We start from the raw sequence: 20,323 nt of genomic DNA, 5'->3' as shown, positions 1-20,323 counted from the left end.
GCAACATCTATGTGTGGAATCGTGGGCGCAGTCGCCGAACGCAACATCACCACCATCCTGATCGAAGGCCTCAAGCGCCTGGAATACCGCGGTTATGACAGTGCCGGCCTGGCTGTCTTCACCCAGCAGGGCCACCTTGAACGCCGTCGTCGCATCGGCAAGGTCAGCGAGCTGGAAGCGGCCGTTGCCGCCGAGCCGCTGGTCGGCAACCTGGGTATCGCCCACACCCGCTGGGCGACCCATGGCGCGCCAACCGAAGGCAATGCACACCCGCATTTCTCCGGCCACGACCTGGCGGTGGTGCACAACGGCATCATCGAGAACCACGATGTGCTGCGAGAACAGCTCAAGGGCCTGGGCTACGTATTCACCTCGCAGACCGACACCGAAGTGATCGTGCACCTGCTGCACCACACCCTCAAAAGCCTGCCGGACCTGGCCGACGCCCTCAAGGCGACCGTCAAGCAACTGCATGGCGCGTATGGCCTGGCGGTTATCAGCGCCAGCCAGCCAGACCGCCTGCTGGCCGCCCGCAGCGGCAGCCCGCTGGTGATCGGCCTGGGCCACGGCGAGAACTTCCTGGCCTCCGACCAGTTGGCCCTGCGCCAGGTCACCGACCGCTTCATGTACCTGGAGGAGGGCGACATCGCCGAGATTCGCCGCGACCAGATCACCATCTGGGCCGTCGATGGCCAGCCGGTGCAGCGCGAGGCGGTGCAGTACCACGAAGGTGCGGAGGCGGCCGACAAGGGCCATTACCGCCACTTCATGCTCAAGGAAATCCACGAGCAGCCCACCGTGGTGCAGCGCACCCTGGAAGACCGCCTGGGTTCGGATCACGTGTTGGTGCAGGCTTTCGGCCCCAAGGCGGCCGAGCTGTTCCCCAAGGTGCGCAATGTACAGATCGTGGCCTGTGGCACCAGCTACCACGCGGGCATGGTTGCGCGTTACTGGCTCGAAGAGCTGGCCGGCATTCCGTGCCAGGTCGAAGTGGCCAGTGAATTCCGCTACCGCAAGGTGGTGGTGCAGCCCGACACCCTGTTCGTGTCGATTTCCCAGTCGGGCGAAACTGCCGACACCCTGGCGGCGCTGCGCAATGCCAAGGAGCTGGGCTTCCTTGCCAGCCTGGCCATCTGCAACGTCGGCATCAGCTCGCTGGTGCGTGAATCGGACCTGACCCTGCTGACCCGTGCCGGCCCGGAAATCGGCGTGGCCTCGACCAAGGCGTTCACCACCCAGCTGGTGTCGCTGATGTTGCTGACCCTGTCGCTGGGGCGCGTGCGTGGCACCTTGCCGGCTGGCGTCGAAGCCGAACTGGTCGAGCAACTGCGTCGTCTGCCGGTACGCCTGGGCGAAGCGCTGGCGATGGACGCCACCATCGAGAAGACGTCCGAGCTGTTCGCCGACAAGCATCACACCCTGTTCCTGGGCCGTGGCGCGCAGTTCCCGGTGGCGATGGAAGGGGCGCTCAAGCTCAAGGAAATCTCCTACATCCACGCCGAAGCCTACCCGGCTGGCGAGCTCAAGCACGGCCCGCTGGCGCTGGTGGATGCCGGCATGCCGGTCGTTACCGTGGCACCGAACAACGAGCTGCTGGAGAAGCTCAAGTCCAACCTGCAGGAAGTGCGCGCCCGTGGCGGCGAGCTGATCGTGTTCGCCGACGAGAAGGCAGGCATGAGCAATGGCGAGGGCACCCATGTGATCGCCATGCCGCACATCATCGATGCGCTGGCTCCGATCCTGTACACCATCCCGCTGCAATTGCTGTCGTACTACGTGGCCGTGCTCAAGGGCACCGACGTCGACCAGCCCCGCAACCTGGCCAAGTCGGTGACGGTGGAGTAAGGGGCCGGTCAGGCCCAGGCACCCTGGTTTCCGACAATAAAAGCGGTACCGCGACAATAAAAGCTGTCATGCGCGACTGCGGCCTCCTTTAGGGGCCGCGGTCGCGTGGGTCGGCGCGACACAGTTACGTTATCCAAGCAGTCTCAGCATGCTCTCCATACCGCGTTTGCAAATTCAGCCTGAAGAGTCAATTCGCTCGTTTTTGGAACGTACTCTGTTCCTCTGCTGGGACTCACATGCTGTCGACGAAATTCGGAAATTTCAAAATAAGGTTCGATTCTTCAAATCTGATCTGAAAAAAATTTCAGTCTTTCTGGGCTGGGGTGGGAGCTATGGTTTCGACCGGCTGATTTCCCTTCATACTTCCCTCGCTGTGAATTACGTTGTTAAACATTCACAGGATATCTCCTACTCGCGGAAGCTCTATCCGTTTAAGGGTGAACCGTACGCCGAAAAAAATGTAAGTTACTGTCCTGAGTGCGCTAAGGAAGACCTAGCAAGGCTTGGATTCTCATATTGGCGTTGGGCATATACCCTATTTGGAAATGACACTGTTTGCCACAAGCATAATACGTTGTTGCTTACGCACTGCCCGTATTGCGGCCTTTCATTGGGCGACCCGAAGCATCGTTTAGATGTAATGTGGGGAGGCTGTAATGGTCATTACTTGTGGGACGTTGAACCTTCCGTGAATAGTGACGGCGCAGAGTTCCAACGAGCGCGCTTCAACCATACATTTCGTTTCGGGCGCTATTGTTCCTAACCAGGCAGGGGATACATTGAGCAGAATCGTTGCGGCGGAAAGGTTGCTGGTTGAAGATCCGCCGCATTGAGAGACATGGTAGACGATTGACGGCGGCATCTCTCTCTGAGCCGTCGGTTGTCCAACAGGTCGCACAGAATCGTTCTTTGATTAATTTCGTAAGCTATATAACGGACGTGTATTCTGAAAAATAGGGATGCATACAAGGCAGAATATATTATTCCAAGTGACATGGATCCCATCAAGAACTGATCTTATTTTGAAGCTTGTGAAAGTAGGCTCCGCATTTGTTGCTTGGCATTCTCCGAGAAAGCCAGAATTGGACGAGCAACTTCAATTCTATCCCCGAACTTTATAGAGTTCTGCTTGAGGTAAACTGGATTCACTGATTGCACATATCTGTAACAAATTTTGTAGTGATCTTTAAGGCCCTCGGACAAGTGCGATTGATTGCGAGAGTACAAAAAATCTTCGGACTGAATAAACTGCCAATTATTATTTTCTAATGCAAGCAGTTTTAATTCATCCTGTGGTGCATCGTTGTAATACACAAGTAGGAAGTTTGGTGAGATTGGCAACGCGATGAAGTCCCAATCTACAATAGGGATCGCAGGTGAATGCGAAAGTTGGGATGTGGACTTTAGGCCATATTGTCTTTGAATCACAGGCACATCACCGATAATAAAGTTTTTGTCAGGGTCCCTAAAATAGAATACAGTCATACTTTTTTTGGAAAGTAGAGACTCATAAATATCCACGCCTTTAACGATAGAGTTCAAAAAATCGGAGTGAGGACTATCTTTAATAATCGAGTACTCTCCATCAAAAGCAAGTCTAATATCCTCTTCAAACCCCTCAAGCTGCTTAAGCGTAGCCGGAACCCTAAGCATCTGAGCAGCGACGAACCTCATTAGATTTTTTTTGTCTTGAGGCGACAAGAAGGCCAATGAACATTTATCGATTATCTTATCGATAGCGGTTAAGCCTAAATTATCGATGTCTCCGAAAAAACTTTTTTCGATACACGGTCCTTTTTCTGAATATCTATATAAAAAGTGCTGTCGAGCAACTTTTCCTATGCTGCTGCTTAATAGCTCGCCTGAATGCTTATCAATAAAATTTATTTTCTTTCTGTTTTTATCGAATGCAAAATTTCTAAGCAGGCCCTTAGGAATAAAGTGGTGCTTTTTGGGTGTTGACATATAACAATGCCTCCCTGCATATTTAATTACAAAAAACGACCGACTTAAGAATAATACTTTCCGTTATGGCCAGCACCTGTTGGAATTAACCGAAGGGGTGCTGGCCTAAAAAGAAAATAATTAAAGATCAGCTAGTCTTCTCATCAGGTCACGGTACTCATTTACAAACCGATCTACAGTCTCTTCTAGGTCATAGAATGATCCCGAGTCGATCCCCTCTTGCTCGTCGAGATGAAGCGTTCTACGAATCTTTTTTACTTCAGAAACAGGTACAATAAAATTTTGCTTCGGATAGCCCGTACTGATTGAAAAACCATTGCGAGATATCTTTATGTAGTTTTTATAAGGCTTGCCGAATTCACAGTCGAATTGCTCCAGTTGCCGCTTTAGCTCTTTAAAAGAGGTAGCAGTATCTCCAATTTTCTTTGGGCGAAGCCTGCTTTTGAGCCACTTGCTTATCGCGGTAACTTCAGAGTCTGCGTTACGCTCACCGGCGACCTCAATTTCATGGGCCGCTACCTGCCTCGCAAACTCATAGAGATCATCTTCTGTAGTGGACACGAGATAATATTTATTTTTCTCGATTATGGCTAGCATCGCGAGAAGAGCAGTGCGCTTGTTTCCATTTTCAAAGGCATGGCTCATAGCGATACCGTAGAATACGTTGGCCGCAATCTCGTCAATAGTTGTATATTTATACACATCACCAAAAGAGGTGTATTGACGATAAATTCCCGAATTAAACTTGTCAGGATGTAACGGTTCGACTTGGCCAAAAGCATCACGTGTTGCGATTGTAAGTAACGACATTCTTTTTCTTACAACAAGCCCTTCCTCTTCAGATAGGCGTACAATCTGCGACATTGCATCAACTCCTTTACATGCGAATTAAATTGTTTTATAGCACTCATCAGGCATCAACGACATTTTTATAGAAAAAATTCAGCGCTTCAGTATTTGGGTCGACGAAAAGCGTTAATAGTCACCCAATCATATTGCCGGTCTACAAGCGGCAAATTATGGCCAAACTCTATCTTGACTTGCATGCGTTATTCAAACTTTCGCGTGGTATTTAGGTAACAAAATCTAAAAAACCGACGGCACTACTCACTGGATGAGATGATAACTACTGGATGATGTAGTGTTGGAGCTTATCCTTGGAGCCTGCGTATTTTTCTACTTTTCCAAAGGACAGCTTTGTATACTCTTTTTTTCCAATGCGTCTGTGTAGTTCGTCTTCAATTATTTTACTTGAGCCACTAATTAGCCGGACGTCTTTACCTAAGATTTTTGCAAGAGGGATTTCATCACCAGTCACACAGGTCGAGAGCTTTTCGTTAAGTAACTTTTCAAAATTAGCATAGTCATCAATTATGGACTCAAGCTTTCCTGAGGATTCTTTCTCAAGAATGTAAACTGTCGTCAGGAGATGCTCCACAATAGTTAGTGCAGCTTGAAGGCTGGTGATCGAGGGTTTCTTAACGTCGTGAGCTGCGTCATTGCCCATAAAACGGATAGAGTGCAAGCGCATTGAGTCTTTCTTTGATATAAATCCCCGTGAAGAGAGAAGATTTATTCTGGTGCTTAGCTCTTTTCCAGATATGTTCAAGTCATTGCAAATTGCTTCTATTGTTGCACGGAAGCCTATTCCAGCAAGAGTGTAGGAACCTGAGCTGAATGCTTGGCAACTTTCATTAAATATATTGCCTACAGTGTCAGGTACGTGTCGTATGTCAAGCTTGCTCTTTGACGGTCCGGGGAAAATTTCTACGCTCTCAGGAACGATCCAGTCTTCATTTTCGTCCGGGTATGCACCTTCATAGTCGTATTCGACAACCCGAAAGGAAACGCAATTACACCCTCTACACTTAACAATCGAGTGTTCAACACCGTAGTGATAATCGTAGTGAGAATTTGATTGGTATAAATGCTTCCCTTCTACATGATGATTAGTTTTCCTATTACAAGAATCACAATGATTCCAGACAGTTGGCGCAGATTTTGTGCTCATAAAATTCCCTATAATATATTTTTATATTGTGCCTGCGCCCGCAGGAGATATCAATAGGCCATCACTATAAAAACCGAGTCGCCAACTGTGCTCGATACTATGGTGTTTCTACTCGATTCGCTAAAATAAATCGAGATAGCAGTTCGCAAAGTTTCTTGATTGGTTCAAATCGCTCGGTATCTGTGGGTCACACCAGAACAGCCTCGGCTAACGTTCCGGATCACCACAGTCGAGATAGCGGGGCTTTGTCTGCGCGTTTAGTTGGTTTTTTCCTTATGGACACAGGTTGTATCAGTGCGCTGATAATCATGGCGAAGGCGAGCAGGTTCAGTGCCTTCTTAGGAGATATAGGGGCACAGCCGAGGTTCATTCTCAGAGGTGCCTTTATTGCTTCACCCTTTAATAGCTATCGCACTGTGCGAGTTTTTTGAAGTACGTGGAAACCCATCCTGCGATCCTTGATGAGGTTGTGATGACACCCTCCAGTGTCTCCAGCATGGGGTCAATCCCTAAGGCAGAGAGTGCCGCTACTGTTTTGTCTAAGCGGTAGAAAATTCATTGGAATCAAAGAGTTATCTAAATTTACCGGCTTTATTGTCTGGGCGTTCGGTTTAAATATTGGATTTTCCTGAGGATGACAGGTTGGAAAAAATGTCAGGAGCGCCTACGACACGCATTCCATAACTGATTGGAAATAGGTCTTTATTGGGGAAAACCAACTCCACACCGCCAAAAGATCCGGGAAGGTTCGCCTTCCCGGATCCTGCTTGCCCCGCACACCCGTGCGGTCGCTGCTCAGGCCATCACAGCGTCGGCCAGCGCCACGCTTCACACAGGCAAAACGGGCAGCCGCTTCTGCTGGTTGAACAGCCGCGTTGTGCGCTGAATGCCGGTGAACTGTCCACCGACAATCAGGGAATCAACTGGGTTTGCCGTTCAACCGCGCCAGCGTTTCATCCAGCTCATCAATCTGCCCCGGCGCTTCGGTCACCACACTGAAGTCGCTCACTTCGACCGCCCCCAACCCATGCCCCAGCAGGTGGAACGAGAACGCCTTGCGCGACTCGTTGTTGTCGAACGTGAACTCCATTTCCAGGGGCTGATCCGGCGTGACCAGCATCTCCTCGGTAGGTAGCCCCACCAGCACCTCCTGCTCGAACTCCTTGGTCTTGAGCACGATATAGGCGTTCTGCTGCGGGTCGGCCGAGCGTACCGTCAGGCGCACCCGGGTGTGCGAGCCCTTGGGCATCTCCAGGTACTGCGCGCCGATCAGGTTGTCGGCCCAGTCATCCTTGATCTGCGGCTGCAGCGGGATCACCGTCGCACTGCCGAACTGGTAGTGCTGGTTCAGCGGTGACCCCATCACTGATTGATCCAGTGCGCTGGCGCGCGCCTGCACCTGGCGTGCCCGCTGGCCACGGAAGCGATCTGTCAGGTTGGCGCGTTCGGCAATGAAGCCGGTACTGGCATACGACCGGCAGCGCTGCTGGAAATCGCATTCGGTGAAGGTGGCATTGCCATCGTGATAGCGCAGCTTGCCGTTGGTGAACGACATGATTTCACGCCCGTTGTCATAGTCGCGCAGCAGCGAACGCCCACTGAGGGCGTTGGGCACCGGGAAGCCGAAGTAGTCGAGCACCGATGCGGTCAGGTCGACGTGACCGTACACGCCGGATTTCACCTGTGGCAGTTGTGCCTGCTCGGGCGCCAGCATCAGGTTGAAGCCCCACGAAGACGCCAGGCGTACACCGTCGATGCCATGGGATTCGTCCGAGGTGATCACCACCAGGGTGTCCTTGAGTACCCCCTGACGTTCCAGCCCGGCAAGAAAGTTATCCACAGCGTCGTCGAGATAGGCCACTGCCGCCTGCTTGGGCGTGGCGTAGCGTTCGAGGTATTCCGCCGGCGCGGAGTAGGGCTGGTGGGTGCCCACGGTCAGCAGGGTGAGCATCCACGGTTCAGGCTGCTTCTGCAGTTGGCCGACATAGTCCAGCGCGCCTTCGAAAAACGCCTTGTCGTCCTTGCCCCACGGGAAGTCCAGGTAGTTGGGGTTCTTGAACCAGTCCAGGCCCAGGGTGGTATCGAAGCCGATGTGCGGCATGATCTTGTCCTTGGCCATGAAGCGCAGCCCGGCACCCTGCAGGTAGTGCGTGCTGAAGCCGTGCTCGCGCAATTGCGCCGGCAGGCATTCCTGGTTGCGCTGGTTCTGCGTCAGCATCTCGACCCCCTTGGGGGTACCGTTGTCGAGCTTGTCGTAGTCGCCACACAGCATGGCGTAGAGGCCACGGATGGTCTGGTGGGTATGCAGCACGTAGTCGGGGGTGTTCATGCCGCGTTCGGCCCAAGCGCTCAGCTTGGGCATCAGGTGTTCCTGGTAGGCGGGGTTGAGGGTGCGTCGGTTGATGTCCAGGTAAGCCCCCGGGATGCCTTCCAGCGCGACCACCAGCACGTTGCGCGCGCTGCCGGGCGCGTCGAGCAGCGGCTTGCCGCTCAGGTCCAGGCGGGTCAGGCCGGCCATGGCCACGGGTGGGTCGACCACATCGGCCTCCAGCCAGTCTTCGATACGCGCCTGGCTTTCACCCACGCCTACCGCCAGCAATTGATGTGGCAGGTTGAACACCTGCCACTCGTCCGCTTCGGCAGGTTCCCAGGCCTGGGTACCGGCATGCACCAGCAGGCAGGTCACGGGCACCGCCCACAGGTGCCGCGGCAATGGCGCGACGGGTCTGGCCCGGGCCGCCCAGCGGGTCGCAAGCCACAACAGCAGCCCAAGCCCCAGGGCAATGGCGAAGCCAGGGTTGGCCAGGCTGCCACCGGCGGAGTTTTCCATGAACTGCACATCGGTGAGGTAGTGCAGGTCGGCCGGGGTCGGCAATCGGCCTACTGCGGCCACCAGCTCGGCACTGGCCAGGCTCAGCACTCCCCACGCCAGCACCACGGGCACTGCCAGCCATACCGGACGACGGTACAGCAGAACGACCAGTGCTCCACCGAGGCCCACGTCGGACAGGTACCCCAGCGGATCGGCCCAGCCGTTCGCCACGCGCAGGCATACAGGAACTACCACCAGCAGCCCGAACAGGGCGGCGAGCGAAGCGCGAGGGTGCTGCAACCAGCGATAGATACGTTTCACGGGGGCGTTCGTCATCATGTCGTCATGTAAATGTGGTGATGGTACCAAGTGCAGTACATCTCCACAGCATTCCGGCAACAAGTCGAAACCCAGTTTTCTGGCCTGGATCAATGTCGAATGCGCCTCCATGGCTTACCGTGGTGGGTTCCTGCCACTCTTTTCAAGGATGAAACGCAATGCAGTCAATGGACCGCAATCATGATATTCAGCCCCTGTCGCGGGCAGACATGACCATCGAGCTCAACGGGCGGCCGGTACCGGCCGCGGCAGGCGAAAGCGTGCTCAACGTGCTGCACGCGGTGGGCCTGCGCCAGGTGGCGCGCAACGACCATGGCCAGGTCACGGGTGCCTTCTGCGGCATGGGCGTGTGCCACTGCTGCCTGGTGTCGATCAACGGTCGCCCCAAGCGCCGCGCCTGCCAGACCATCGTCAAGCCGGGCATGCAGGTCGAAACCGGGGTCAACCGCTTCGACGTGGAGGGTGTCGAATGAGCCTGCGTCCGGTAATAGTCGGCGGCGGTTCGGCAGGCATGGCGGCTGCCATCGAACTGGCCCGGCATGGCGTCTCCAGCGTGCTGTTCGACGAAGCTTCGCGTCTGGGCGGGGTGGTCTATCGCGGCCCTTTGCGCAGCGGCGTCGACCTGGGCTACCTGGGCAAGCGTTATGCCAGCGCGCTGAACACCCTGCACGAAGAGTTCGCCGATTGTGCCGAGCGCATCGACGTGCGCCTGGAAACCCGTGTGGTCGGGGGCGAAGGCGGCAACCGCCTGATGGTGCTGGACAGCGACGAGCAGCTGCACGAAGTGGAATACAGCCACCTGGTACTGTCCGCCGGCTGCCACGAGCGCAACGTGCCGTTCCCCGGCTGGACCCTGCCCGGCGTGATGCTGCTGGGCGGTCTGCAGTTGCAGATCAAGAGCGGCGTGGTCAAGCCGCTGGGCACCACCGTCATCGCCGGCACCGGCCCGCTGCTGCCCCTGGTGGCATGCCAACTGCACGCGGCCGGGGTCAAGGTGGAAGGGGTGTACGAGGCATGTGCCTTCGGCAAGATCGCCAAGGAAAGCCTGGCGCTGCTGAACAAGCCGCAGCTGTTTCTCGACGGCCTGAGCATGCTCGGTTATCTGAAGCTCAACGGTATCCCCATGAACTACGGCTGGGGCGTGGTAGGTGCCAACGGCGAGGGCGAACTCACCGAAGTGCGCCTGGCCCCCTACAGTGACAACTGGCAGCCGGACATCAGCCGTGTGCAGCGCGTCTCGGCGCAGACCCTGGCCGTGGGCTACGGCTTCATTCCGCGCACCCAGCTCAGTCAGCAGATGGGCCTGGCCCACGGCTTCAACGAAGACGGCTACCTGCGCGCCGAAAGCAACGTGTGGCAACAGAGCAGCGAGCCGCACATTCACCTGGCCGGTGACATGGGCGGGATTCGCGGTGGCGAAGCCGCGATGCTCACCGGGCGCATCGCCGCCGTGTCGATCCTGCACCAGGCTCAGGTCATCACCCCCGAACAGGCGCTGGACCTGCGCGAGCGCTACCTGGGCAAGCTGGCCGCGATCAAGCGCTTTCGTGCCGGGGTAGACCGCTACACACTGCGCGGCACTGAGCAGATCACGCTGCCCGCACCCGACACCGTCATCTGCCGCTGCGAGCACGTCACCCGCAGCGACATCGACCGCGCCCTGGAGCAGGGTGTACAGGACATGGCCGGGCTGAAGATGCGCACCCGCGTGAGCATGGGCGATTGCCAGGGCCGCATGTGCGTGGGCTACTGCAACGATCGCCTGCGCCAGGCCACCGGGCGTGCCGATGTGGGCTGGCTGCGCCCGCGGTTCCCCATCGATCCGATCCCTTTCTCCGCATTCAAGAACCTCGGCACGGAAGCTGAAGCATGAACAGAACCTATGATGTGGTCATCGCCGGCGGCGGTGTGATCGGCGCTTCCTGCGCCTACCAGTTGTCCAAGCGTGGCAACCTCAGGATCGCGCTGATCGACGCCAAGCGCCCCGGCAACGCTACCCGCGCCTCGGCGGGCGGGTTGTGGGCGATCGGCGAATCGGTCGGCCTGGGCTGCGGGGTGATCTTCTTTCGCATGATGTCGCAAAAGCACAAGCGCGAAGCCAACGGCGCCGCCGTGGCGGTCGATTCCAGCACCCCGCACATCCTGCCGCAGTCGTTCTTCGACTTCGCGCTGCAATCCAATGCCTTGTACCCCGGCCTGCACCAGGAACTGATGGAGCGCCACGGCATGGACTTCAAGTTCGAGCGCACCGGCCTCAAGTACGTGATCTACGACGACGAGGACCGCCTGTACGCCGAGCATATCGTCGCGCAGATCCCGCACCTGGCCCACGAGGTTCGCTGGCTCGACCGCGATGCCCTGCGCAAGGCCGAGCCAGCCGTCAGCCACCATGCCCACGGCGCGCTGGAGTTCCTGTGCGATCACCAGGTCAGCCCGTTCCGTCTGGCCGATGCCTACACCGAAGGTGCGCGGCAGAACGGCGTCGACCTGTTCCTCAACACCAACGTCACCGGCGTGCTGCACCAGGGCGACCGGGTGGTGGGGGTCAAGACCGACGTGGAAGGCGAGTTTCACTGCCAGACCCTGATCAACGCCGGCGGCGCCTGGGCGGCAGAACTGAGCGAGATGGCCACCGGCCTGAGCATTCCGGTCAAGCCGGTCAAGGGCCAGATCCTGCTCACCGAGCGCATGCCCAAGCTGCTGCAGGGCTGCCTGACCACCGCCGATTGCTACATGGCGCAGAAGGACAACGGCGAGATCCTGATCGGCAGCACCACCGAAGACAAGGGCTTCGACGTCACCACCACCTATCCGGAAATCAACGGTCTGGTGCAGGGCGCGGTGCGCTGCATTCCGGAGCTGGCGCAGATCAACCTCAAGCGCAGCTGGGCAGGCCTGCGTCCCGGTTCGCCGGACGAGCTGCCGATTCTCGGCCCGGTGCAGAGCGTGAGTGGCTACCTCAATGCCTGTGGGCACTTTCGCACCGGCATCCTGACCTCGGCGATCACTGGCGTGCTGATCGACAAGGTGCTGCATGAAGAGGCACTGCCGCTGGACCTGACGCCGTTCCTCGCGGACCGCTTCGGTACTCAGCCCAAAGCCGCCCAGGCCTGACCCGGTGCGTGCCTGAACCTGCGGTGATGGTCGCCGTCGGTTCAGGCGCACGGATCAAGCGTGCAGGCTGACCGGGGTCAGATCTGCATGGCCATGCCTTCGACGTTCATCGCCGCCTGGCGCAAGGCCTCGGAGCGAGTCGGGTGCGGGTGGCAGGTGAGGGCGATGTCTTCGGCCGAGGCCGAGAACTCCATGGCCACGCAGTACTCACCGATCATCTCGCTGACGCACGGGCCAACCAGGTGCACGCCGAGTACCTCGTCGGTTTCGGCATCGGCCAGCACCTTGGCGAAGCCTTCGGTCTCGTGGTTGATCTTGGCCCGGCTGTTGGCCATGAACGGGAACTTGCCGACCTTGTAGGCGCGGCCTTCGGCCTTGAGCTGCTCTTCGGTCTTGCCCACGCTGGCCAGTTCGGGGCGGGTGTAGATCACCCCCGGGATCAGCCCGTAGTTCACTTCGTGGGCCTTGCCGTGGATGCGCTCGATGCAGGCGATGGCTTCGTCTTCGGCCTTGTGGGCGAGCATCGGGCCGCTGGTGACGTCGCCGATCACCCACACGCCCGGCACGCTGGTGCGATGGCCCTGGTTCTCGAGCATGCCGCGCTTGTCGGTCTGCAAGCCTACCGTTTCCAGGCCCAGGCCCTGGGTGTAGGGGCGACGGCCGATGGCGACCAGCACGTAGTCGGCCTGCAGGGCTTCGGCGGTGCCGCCGGCGGCCGGTTCGAGGGTCAGGCTGACACCGTCGGCCGACGGCGTGGCCTGGGTCACCTTGCTGCCCAGCTTGAAGCTCATGCCTTGCTTGGCCAATGCGCGCTGCAGGGTCTTGGCGGTTTCTTCGTCGGTGCCGGGGCAGATGCGGTCGAGGTATTCCACCACGGTGACCTGGCTACCGAGGCGGCGCCACACCGAGCCCAGCTCCAGCCCGATCACGCCCGCGCCGATCACCACCAGGTGTTTGGGCACCTGGGGCAGGGCGAGGGCGCCGGTGGAGTCGATGATGCGCTGGTTGTCGATGGTCACGCCGGGCAGCGGAGTCGGCTCGGACCCGGTGGCGATGACGATGTCCTTGGCCTGCAGTTCGGTGACGGCGCCCTGGTCATCGGTGACCTTGACCTTGCCCACGCCATCGAGCTGGCCCCAGCCTTTGATCCAGTCGACCTTGTTCTTGCGAAACAGGAACTCGATGCCCTTGGTCAGGCCCGCGACGCTCTCGTCCTTCTGTTTCATCATCTGCGCCAGGTTCAGGCTTGGCTTGACCTCGATACCGAGGTTGGCGAACTCGCTGCCGGCAGCCGCTTCGTAGAGTTCGGAGGCATGCAGCAGGGCCTTGGACGGCATGCAGCCAACGTTCAGGCAGGTGCCACCGAGGGTCGGGCGACCTTCGACACAGGCCACGCTCAGGCCCAGCTGGCCTGCGCGAATGGCAGCGTTGTAGCCGCCAGGGCCGCCGCCGATGATCACGACATCATAGGTTTTCATTGTTGTACTCCCGGATGAAGAATCGACAATGCCGCCAAGGTTAGGGGCCGATCTGGAGGTTGTATACAATTTATGCCACTACCTTTTTGCATCGGCCGGTCTACGACGATAGTCCGGCATGCCTCCCTGTTCTTGAGGATGGGCTACCCTTTTGTGCAGACGTCCGAAGATTACGGGAGGCTCATTTCATGCTTGCGCAACTTCCACCTGTTCTGCAAAGCCTGCGGTTGCCCTTGCGACTCAAGCTTTGGGATGGTCACGAATTCGATCTCGGCCCCCAGCCGCAGGTCACCATCGTGGTCAAGGATCCCCAGCTGATCGGCCAGTTGACCCACCCCAGCCTGGATGAGCTGGGCGCGGCGTTCGTCGAGGGCAAGCTGGAACTGGAGGGCACCATCGGCGAAGTCATCCGCGTGTGCGACGAGCTCAGTCAGGCGTTGCTCACGGACGAGGAAGAAGACCAGCCGGTGCGCAGCGAGCATGACAAGGCCACCGACGCGGCGGCCATTTCCTACCACTACGACCTGTCCAACGATTTCTACCAGCTGTGGCTGGACCGCGACATGGCGTATTCCTGCGCCTACTTCAAGACCCCCGGCGACACCCTTGAGCAGGCCCAGCAGAACAAGTTCGAGCACCTGTGCCGCAAGCTGCGGCTCAAGCAGGGCGACTACCTGCTGGACGTGGGCTGTGGCTGGGGCGGGTTGTCACGTTATGCCGCACGCGAGTTCGGCGCCAAGGTGTTCGGCATCACCCTGAGCAAGGAGCAGCTCAAGTTGGGGCGTGAACGGGTCAAGGCAGAAGGGCTTGAAGATCAGGTGGAACTGCAGATTCTCGACTACCGCGACCTGCCCCAGGACGGTCGCTTCGACAAGGTGGTGAGTGTCGGCATGTTCGAACACGTGGGGCATGCCAACCTGGCGTTGTACTGCCAGCGGTTGTTCGGCGCGGTGCGCGAAGGTGGCCTGGTGATGAACCACGGCATCACCGCCAAGCATGTGGACGGGCGCCCGGTGGGGCGCGGCGCGGGCAATTTCATCGAGCGCTATGTATTCCCCCATGGCGAGCTGCCGCACCTGTCGATGATCAGTGCGCGTATCAGCGAAGCGGGGCTGGAAGTGGTCGACGTCGAGAGCCTGCGCCTGCATTACGCACGGACGCTGGCGCAGTGGAGCGATCGCCTGGAAAGCCAGCTGGACAAGGCCGCGAGCCTGGTGCCGGAAAAAGCCCTGCGCATCTGGCGGCTGTACCTGGCCGGTTGCTCCTATGCCTTTGCCAAGGGCTGGATCAACCTGCACCAGATTCTGGCAGTCAAGCCGTTCGCCGATGGTGGCCACGACCTGCCGTTGACCCGCGAGGACCTGTACCGCTGACAGTCGCGCTCAGAGGATCGGCGAGATCAGTCGGGCGATGCGCATCCCCAGTTGTTGCAGGCGGCGCGTCTGCTGGCTGTCCTCGGGGGTAATTTCCCGCGCTTGGTCGAAGTCGTGCTGGAGCATGGCTTCGACCTGCGCGGCAAAGGCAAGGTCTACGGTCAGCAGCATGATTTCGAAGTTCAGGCGGAATGAGCGGTTGTCCAGGTTGGCACTGCCGATGGCGCTGACTTCGTTGTCGACCAGCACCACCTTCTGGTGCAGAAACCCCGGCCCGTAGCGGAACATGCGCACCCCGGCCTGCACCGCCTCGAAGGCGAACAGGCTGGAGGCGGCGTACACGATACGGTGGTCAGGGCGCGAGGGAATCAGGATACGCACGTCGACGCCACGCAACACCGCCAGGCGCAGCGCGGCCGACACGGCCTCGTCGGGAATGAAGTACGGGCTGGTGATCCAGAGCCGCTCGCGCGCCGCGTGGATGGCGTCGACAAAAAACAGCGAACAGGTCTCCTGCGGATCGGCCGGCCCGCTGGCCAGTACCTGGCAAAGTACGCCGTTGTCGGGGTAGGTGTCGGGCAGGATCAGTGGCGGCAACTGGCGCGCCGCCCAGTACCAATCTTCGGCAAAGGATTCCTGCAGGCAGGCCAGCACCGGGCCGCTGACCTGCACATGGGTGTCGCGCCAGGGCGATAGCCTGGGGTTGCCGCCCAGGTATTCGTCGCCCACGTTATGGCCCCCCATGAACCCCAGCATGCCGTCGACCACCACGATCTTGCGATGGTTGCGGAAGTTGACCTGGAAGCGGTTGAACCAGCCGCGGCGGGTGGCGAAGGCGCGGATGTTCACGCCGCCTTCGCGCAAGCTCTGTATATAGGCGGAGGGCAGGGCGTGACTGCCAACGCTGTCGAACAGCACGTAGATCTTCACCCCTTCCGCGGCCTTTCTCAGCAGCAGCGCCTTGAGCTCACGGCCGATGCCGTCGTCGTGGATGATGAAGAACTGGATCAGTACCGTGTCGTGAGCCGCTTCTATCGCCTTGAAGATCGCGTCGAAGGTGGCCTGCCCGTCGATCAGCAGGCTGACCTGGTTGTTGGCCAGGCACGGCATGCGCCCAAGCTTGGGCATGGCCCGCAGCGCCGCATAGGATTCGGAGTTGCGCGCGGTCAGCGCCTCTTCCACCCAGGGGCGCCAGTTGAGGTCGGCCATGGCCACGTGCATTTCGCGGTTGGCCTGGCGGCGGGCCTGGATGTAGGCGTCGAAGGTGCGACTGCCGAACACCAGGTACGGAATCAGCGTGAAGTAGGGGATAAACAGCAGCGACATGGCCCAGGCAATTGCACCTTGGGCGGTGCGCACGGTGAACACGGCATGCAGGGCGGCAATCACGCCCAGCAGGTGAATCACACCGATGAGGTAACCGAAGAAGTAAGGGCTGTGGTAATCCATACACATTCTGCTATCCGAGGGCACTGCCCGCTAACAGAGCACGTTCGCGCCTGCACTTGCAACTGAAAGCACGAAAACGCGTCTAAGCTGTGTTCCGGCTTGGGGCCGGATTCTGAAGGAGTCACTACATGAAAAGTCGTCTGCCGATGCTGGCACTGGTACTGGGCCTGGCGAGCCCGTTGGTGCATGCGCAGATGTTGCAACCGGGCCTGTGGGAGTTGACCAGCAGCAACATGCAGGTCGATGGCAAGCCACTGCCCGACATGGAATTCATGCTCGGCCAGTTGAAGAACCTGCCGCCCGAGCAGCGCGCGATGATCGAGGGTGGCCTGGCCAAGCAAGGCATCAGCGTCGGGGGCAAAGGGGTGCGTTCGTGCCTGACCCAGGAGCAGGTTCAGACCAACGACATTCCGCTGCAAGACCCGCAGTCGGGGTGCACGCAGAAGATCACCGAGCGCAACGGCAATGTGTGGAAGTTCACCTTCAGTTGCCCCAAGGCTCAAGGCAACGGTGAAGCGCAGTTTCTCAGCGATCGGGAATTTCTGACCAAGGTCAGCGGCACGTTCAATGCGTCCGGTGTTGAGCAAAAGGGCAGCATGAACACCCGTGCGGTGTGGCTGGGCAACGATTGCGGCACGGTCAAGCCGCGCACCTGATCAGCGCAGGTGCCACTGCCATTGGCTTTGCGCGACAGCGTCGTGGGCATGCAGGCTTTCGGCATGTTCTACACGCAGCTTGAAGCCGTCGATCCACGGCAGCGGTTGCAGGGCCAGATGCAGGCGCCTCGCTGCGTCTTCGCAGAACATCAGGTTCTGCCCGTTGGCCAGCGCAAACGCCTGTTCGTCGGCTCGTTTCACGGCTGTCTGCACAGCAGTGCCGAGAGCTGCCTCAGCCAGGTCGATCAGCTGTCGAAAGGGCATTTGCTCCTCGCCTGGGGTCAGGCGCAGGTGCAGATGGGCCGTGCTGCGTTGGCTGTGTGGTGTTGCCACGATGCCTTGGGCGGTGCCGAGCCAATGCAGGATGGCAGCATGATCGAGGTTACTGCGGTTGGCGAAATCATCGACGAACTGCTGCTGAATCAATTGGCGGGCGAGCGCGGCGGAGCATGGGCAGGTCGAGGAATACTCGACTTGTGCGTTTAGTTCCACGTGGAACACTCCGTTTTCCAAACGTGCGTCCACACTCACCGGGTAAGCCTTCCAGCCTGCCAGCGGGCTGACCAGCGCAGGCCGCTTGAGCAACAATTCAAAGCCCAGACGCAGGTAAGCGGTGGTAGAGAGGCCCTGATGGCTGTCGATAAACCGTTCCAGGACCTGGCGCACCAACCCTACTGAAAACGCCGCGTGCTCGAATGCCTCCAACGCGAGGTACAGGCGCGACATGTGAATCCCCCGCGAGGATCCATCATCCAGGCTGACGCCGGCATCGGCGCTGGCGCGTACCTGAACGCCGTCGAGTGTGATCGGCAGTGCGATGCCGCACATGCCAACCCATTCCAGAGGCATGGATTGCTGGCTGGCCTGAGCGGCGATATCGGGAAGGGTCAGGGCGTTCATGCTGAAACCATCGCTGAATTAAAAACCGATACGTTACATTGTAACGATTCACTCATCATAGCTTTTTCCGAATCCTCACTCGCAGCCCCCAAGGCGATTGCAACGCAGGCTGAAGCGTTGGCCGCTGGAACTGGACACCCGGTTCTGCGTGGTCCAACCCACCCGGCGGCTATAGCCGACCCAGGCTTCGCCGTCGCTGGCCAGGCCCGTGTAGAAGGTCAGCGGCCCATAGAGGCTGTTGGTTTGTACCCAGCGCCGCTGCCCCAACACCTCAACGCCGCGCACGTACTGGGTGTTGCCCTGGCTGTGCACGCTGTACACATTGCCGTCGCGATCTTGGCAGGCCAGCAGGTTGGCGCTGCGCGTGCATTGGGCAGGCTCACTGCGCGTCATCGCGGCGTGAACCGTCGCGACGGGGATCAGCAGGAGCGGAAGCAGTACGAAGGTTTTCATCCAATCTCCGATTGGCTAAATTGCATTGTTATAATATAACATTGAAAAAGGCATCCTTCGAATGCTCCGACGCCCTGATGAGGTATTTGCGCCATGACCGACCGTCTCCCCGTTACCGTGCTGTCCGGCTTTCTAGGTGCCGGCAAGAGCACCCTGCTCAACCATGTGCTGCGTAACCGCGACAACCTGAGGGTGGCGGTGATCGTCAACGACATGAGTGAAATCAATATCGACGCCAGCGAAGTGCAGCGCAACGTCAGCCTCAATCGTGCAGAAGAAAAACTGGTCGAGATGAGCAATGGCTGCATCTGCTGCACCCTGCGCGAAGATCTGCTCGAAGAGGTCGCGCGGCTTGCCCGCGAGGGGCGTTTCGATTACCTGTTGATCGAGTCCACCGGCATATCCGAGCCGCTACCGGTAGCCGAAACCTTTACCTTCCGTGATGAACAAGGCCGCAGCCTGGCCGACCAGGCGCGGCTGGACACCATGGTCACGGTGGTCGACGGGCTGAATTTCCTGAGTGACTACCAGGCCGCCGACAGCCTGGCTTCGCGCGGCGAGACCCTGGGCGAGGGCGATGAACGTTCCATCAGCGACCTGCTGATCGAGCAGGTCGAGTTCGCCGATGTGATCCTGTTGAGCAAGATCGACCTGATCGGCAGCGATGAGCGCGAAGAACTCTGCGCCATTCTGCGCTCGCTCAATGCCCACGCCCAGATCGTGCCGATGGTGATGGGGCAGGTGCCATTGGCGCAGATTCTCGATACCGGCCTGTTCGACTTCGAGCGTGCTGCCCAGGCGCCGGGCTGGCTGCAGGAACTGCGCGGTACGCATGTGCCGGAAACCCAGGAGTACGGCATTGCCGCCACTACCTGGCAGGCCCGCCGCCCCTTGCACCCACAGCGTTTTTTCGACTTTATCCACAGGCCCTGGAGCAACGGCCGCCTGTTGCGTTCCAAGGGCTTTTTCTGGCTGGCCAGCAAGCACCAGGAAGCCGGCAGCTGGTCCCAGGCGGGCGGCATGGTGCGCCACGGCTTTGCCGGCCGCTGGTGGCGTTTCGTACCACGCGGGCAATGGCCCCAGGACCCGCAGGACACGGCGGCGATCCTCAAGCACTGGACGGCCGAATGCGGCGATTGCCGACAGGAGCTGGTGTTCATCGGGCAGCACCTCGACTTTGCGCAACTGGATGCCGAGCTGGGCGCCTGCCTGCTGAACGATGAAGAAATGGCATTGGGCGCCGAGGGCTGGCAACGCCTGCCCGACCCGTTTGGCGACTGGCACGACGAAGAGGCGGCCTGATGCTGGCCCTGAAACGCCGTGGCAGCGCCCGGCAAACAGTCGGCGAATCGCCCCAGGTGCTGACCGAGGTGCTGCAGGATGGCGTCAATCTGGCCGTGTGGCAGCGCCAGTTGCCGGTGCATGTGGCCGATTTTGCCCAGGTGCTGTTGTCCCTTGGGCAGCCGCTGGCCGAGTCCCTGACCCTGGAGTTGCAGCCAGATGACGACGCACCCGCCCTGCGCGGGTTGGCGGCAGCGTATGCCGATCTGCAGGGGTATGAGGGGTTCATCTGCGATGTGCGCTGGCTGGTGGGCGCCTACGCCTGCTTGCTCGACGCGCGTCGGGTGGGCCTGCGCCTGCGCGCACTGGAGGGCGCAATGTGCCCGCGTTTTCACGTCGACCACGTGCCGGCGCGGCTGATCTGTACCTATGCGGGCCCCGGCAGTGAATGGCTGACGGCGCCCGATGCGGTGCAGGTGGAGCAGTTGTCGACCGGTTATGTGGCCGTGCTCAAGGGCGAGAGGTGGCTGGGCAATGAGGGGCAGGGGCTGGTGCACCGTTCGCCGGCGGTACCTGCGGGGCAGCGCCGCCTTATGCTGACGCTTGACTGGATGGCCTGAGCGCGCAGCATAGTGCGTATCCGTCCT

The 20,323-nt window shown here is 59.2% G+C and carries 16 protein-coding genes; 8 read left to right on the top strand and 8 right to left on the bottom strand.

Annotated features, from left to right (window positions below):
- Positions 1-9: 9 nt before the first annotated feature.
- Positions 10-1,845 carry a glutamine--fructose-6-phosphate transaminase (isomerizing) gene (glmS, locus tag N0B28_RS26145; RefSeq protein ID WP_275729664.1) on the top strand — a complete coding sequence of 612 codons (1,836 nt, stop codon included), beginning with the start codon at positions 10-12 and terminating at the stop codon, positions 1,843-1,845.
- 1,017 nt (positions 1,846-2,862) lie between these two features.
- Here the strand turns inward: glmS and N0B28_RS26140 are convergent.
- The 4 genes from N0B28_RS26140 to N0B28_RS26125 all read right to left on the bottom strand — a co-directional run bounded on the left by N0B28_RS26140 (position 2,863) and on the right by N0B28_RS26125 (position 8,954).
- Complete coding sequence (locus N0B28_RS26140) at positions 2,863-3,810, bottom strand: DUF4238 domain-containing protein (protein WP_275729662.1); 948 nt, start codon at positions 3,808-3,810, stop codon at positions 2,863-2,865.
- A gap of 120 nt (positions 3,811-3,930) precedes the next feature.
- Positions 3,931-4,674 carry a type II toxin-antitoxin system death-on-curing family toxin gene (locus N0B28_RS26135; RefSeq protein WP_275729660.1) on the bottom strand — a complete coding sequence of 248 codons (744 nt, stop codon included), beginning with the start codon at positions 4,672-4,674 and terminating at the stop codon, positions 3,931-3,933.
- A gap of 262 nt (positions 4,675-4,936) precedes the next feature.
- Positions 4,937-5,821, bottom strand: coding sequence for a DUF4145 domain-containing protein (locus N0B28_RS26130; RefSeq protein ID WP_275729659.1), 885 nt, complete (start codon positions 5,819-5,821; stop codon positions 4,937-4,939).
- 919 nt (positions 5,822-6,740) lie between these two features.
- Positions 6,741-8,954 (bottom strand): LTA synthase family protein, encoded by a 2,214-nt coding sequence (locus N0B28_RS26125; protein WP_229589187.1) that lies wholly within the window; start codon positions 8,952-8,954, stop codon positions 6,741-6,743.
- A gap of 176 nt (positions 8,955-9,130) precedes the next feature.
- Here N0B28_RS26125 and hcnA point away from each other — a divergent pair, with 176 nt between their 5' ends.
- The 3 genes from hcnA to hcnC are packed head-to-tail and all read left to right on the top strand — an operon-like array spanning position 9,131 to position 12,086.
- The gene (gene hcnA, locus N0B28_RS26120; protein ID WP_043861504.1) at positions 9,131-9,445 is read left to right on the top strand and encodes a cyanide-forming glycine dehydrogenase subunit HcnA; all 315 of its coding nucleotides are present in this window, start codon (positions 9,131-9,133) and stop codon (positions 9,443-9,445) included.
- On the top strand, positions 9,442-10,845 hold the full coding sequence (gene hcnB, locus N0B28_RS26115) for a cyanide-forming glycine dehydrogenase subunit HcnB (protein WP_043861505.1): 1,404 nt from the start codon (positions 9,442-9,444) through the stop codon (positions 10,843-10,845). Before hcnA ends, hcnB begins: the two co-directional genes overlap by 4 nt.
- A complete protein-coding gene (gene hcnC, locus N0B28_RS26110; protein WP_043861506.1) occupies positions 10,842-12,086 on the top strand; it encodes a cyanide-forming glycine dehydrogenase subunit HcnC in 1,245 nt (414 codons plus the stop codon). The genes hcnB and hcnC overlap by 4 nt, the downstream gene beginning before the upstream one ends.
- Before the next feature lie 77 nt (positions 12,087-12,163).
- Here the strand turns inward: hcnC and lpdA are convergent, their stop codons facing one another.
- Entirely contained in the window at positions 12,164-13,564 is a 1,401-nt protein-coding gene (lpdA, locus tag N0B28_RS26105; RefSeq protein WP_229589186.1) for a dihydrolipoyl dehydrogenase, read from the bottom strand.
- Positions 13,565-13,752: 188 nt separating this feature from the next.
- On the opposite strand from lpdA, the gene cfaB reads away from it, so the two are divergent.
- Positions 13,753-14,937, top strand: a complete 1,185-nt coding sequence (cfaB, locus tag N0B28_RS26100) for a C17 cyclopropane fatty acid synthase CfaB (RefSeq protein WP_054916443.1) — start codon at positions 13,753-13,755, stop codon at positions 14,935-14,937.
- Between the two features lie 9 nt (positions 14,938-14,946).
- Here the strand turns inward: cfaB and cls are convergent, their stop codons facing one another.
- Positions 14,947-16,386, bottom strand: coding sequence for a cardiolipin synthase (gene cls, locus N0B28_RS26095; RefSeq protein WP_043861509.1), 1,440 nt, complete (start codon positions 16,384-16,386; stop codon positions 14,947-14,949).
- A gap of 128 nt (positions 16,387-16,514) precedes the next feature.
- On the opposite strand from cls, the gene N0B28_RS26090 reads away from it, so the two are divergent.
- Positions 16,515-17,042, top strand: coding sequence for a DUF3617 domain-containing protein (locus tag N0B28_RS26090; protein ID WP_043861510.1), 528 nt, complete (start codon positions 16,515-16,517; stop codon positions 17,040-17,042).
- Here N0B28_RS26090 and folE2 read toward each other — a convergent pair whose 3' ends face one another.
- Positions 17,043-17,942, bottom strand: a complete 900-nt coding sequence (gene folE2 / locus N0B28_RS26085) for a GTP cyclohydrolase FolE2 (RefSeq protein WP_275729649.1) — start codon at positions 17,940-17,942, stop codon at positions 17,043-17,045. It lies immediately after the preceding gene.
- 75 nt (positions 17,943-18,017) lie between these two features.
- Positions 18,018-18,395: a glutamine synthetase gene (locus tag N0B28_RS26080; RefSeq protein ID WP_275729647.1), complete on the bottom strand. Its 378-nt coding sequence runs from the start codon at positions 18,393-18,395 to the stop codon at positions 18,018-18,020.
- 93 nt (positions 18,396-18,488) lie between these two features.
- On the opposite strand from N0B28_RS26080, the gene zigA reads away from it, so the two are divergent.
- Both zigA and N0B28_RS26070 read left to right on the top strand, forming a co-directional pair.
- Positions 18,489-19,697, top strand: a complete 1,209-nt coding sequence (gene zigA / locus N0B28_RS26075) for a zinc metallochaperone GTPase ZigA (protein WP_275729620.1) — start codon at positions 18,489-18,491, stop codon at positions 19,695-19,697.
- The gene (locus N0B28_RS26070) at positions 19,697-20,296 is read left to right on the top strand and encodes a DUF1826 domain-containing protein (RefSeq protein WP_275729618.1); all 600 of its coding nucleotides are present in this window, start codon (positions 19,697-19,699) and stop codon (positions 20,294-20,296) included. Before zigA ends, N0B28_RS26070 begins: the two co-directional genes overlap by 1 nt.
- Positions 20,297-20,323: the final 27 nt, after the last annotated feature.

Source organism: Pseudomonas sp. SD17-1 (genome assembly GCF_029201585.1).
GTDB lineage: Bacteria > Pseudomonadota > Gammaproteobacteria > Pseudomonadales > Pseudomonadaceae > Aquipseudomonas > Aquipseudomonas palmensis.
Note: the sequence above shows the minus strand (reverse complement) of the source record. Positions and strands in the feature narration are given on the sequence as shown.

Coding starts and splice junctions, on each gene's coding strand:
- glmS (WP_275729664.1), top strand. CDS start 10: ATGTGTGGAATCGTGGGCGCAGTCGCCGAACGCAACATCACCACCATC.
- N0B28_RS26140 (WP_275729662.1), bottom strand. CDS start 3,810: ATGTCAACACCCAAAAAGCACCACTTTATTCCTAAGGGCCTGCTTAGA.
- N0B28_RS26135 (WP_275729660.1), bottom strand. CDS start 4,674: ATGTCGCAGATTGTACGCCTATCTGAAGAGGAAGGGCTTGTTGTAAGA.
- N0B28_RS26130 (WP_275729659.1), bottom strand. CDS start 5,821: ATGAGCACAAAATCTGCGCCAACTGTCTGGAATCATTGTGATTCTTGT.
- hcnA (WP_043861504.1), top strand. CDS start 9,131: ATGCAGTCAATGGACCGCAATCATGATATTCAGCCCCTGTCGCGGGCA.
- hcnB (WP_043861505.1), top strand. CDS start 9,442: ATGAGCCTGCGTCCGGTAATAGTCGGCGGCGGTTCGGCAGGCATGGCG.
- hcnC (WP_043861506.1), top strand. CDS start 10,842: ATGAACAGAACCTATGATGTGGTCATCGCCGGCGGCGGTGTGATCGGC.
- lpdA (WP_229589186.1), bottom strand. CDS start 13,564: ATGAAAACCTATGATGTCGTGATCATCGGCGGCGGCCCTGGCGGCTAC.
- cfaB (WP_054916443.1), top strand. CDS start 13,753: ATGCTTGCGCAACTTCCACCTGTTCTGCAAAGCCTGCGGTTGCCCTTG.
- cls (WP_043861509.1), bottom strand. CDS start 16,386: ATGGATTACCACAGCCCTTACTTCTTCGGTTACCTCATCGGTGTGATT.
- N0B28_RS26090 (WP_043861510.1), top strand. CDS start 16,515: ATGAAAAGTCGTCTGCCGATGCTGGCACTGGTACTGGGCCTGGCGAGC.
- folE2 (WP_275729649.1), bottom strand. CDS start 17,942: ATGAACGCCCTGACCCTTCCCGATATCGCCGCTCAGGCCAGCCAGCAA.
- N0B28_RS26080 (WP_275729647.1), bottom strand. CDS start 18,395: ATGAAAACCTTCGTACTGCTTCCGCTCCTGCTGATCCCCGTCGCGACG.
- zigA (WP_275729620.1), top strand. CDS start 18,489: ATGACCGACCGTCTCCCCGTTACCGTGCTGTCCGGCTTTCTAGGTGCC.
- N0B28_RS26070 (WP_275729618.1), top strand. CDS start 19,697: ATGCTGGCCCTGAAACGCCGTGGCAGCGCCCGGCAAACAGTCGGCGAA.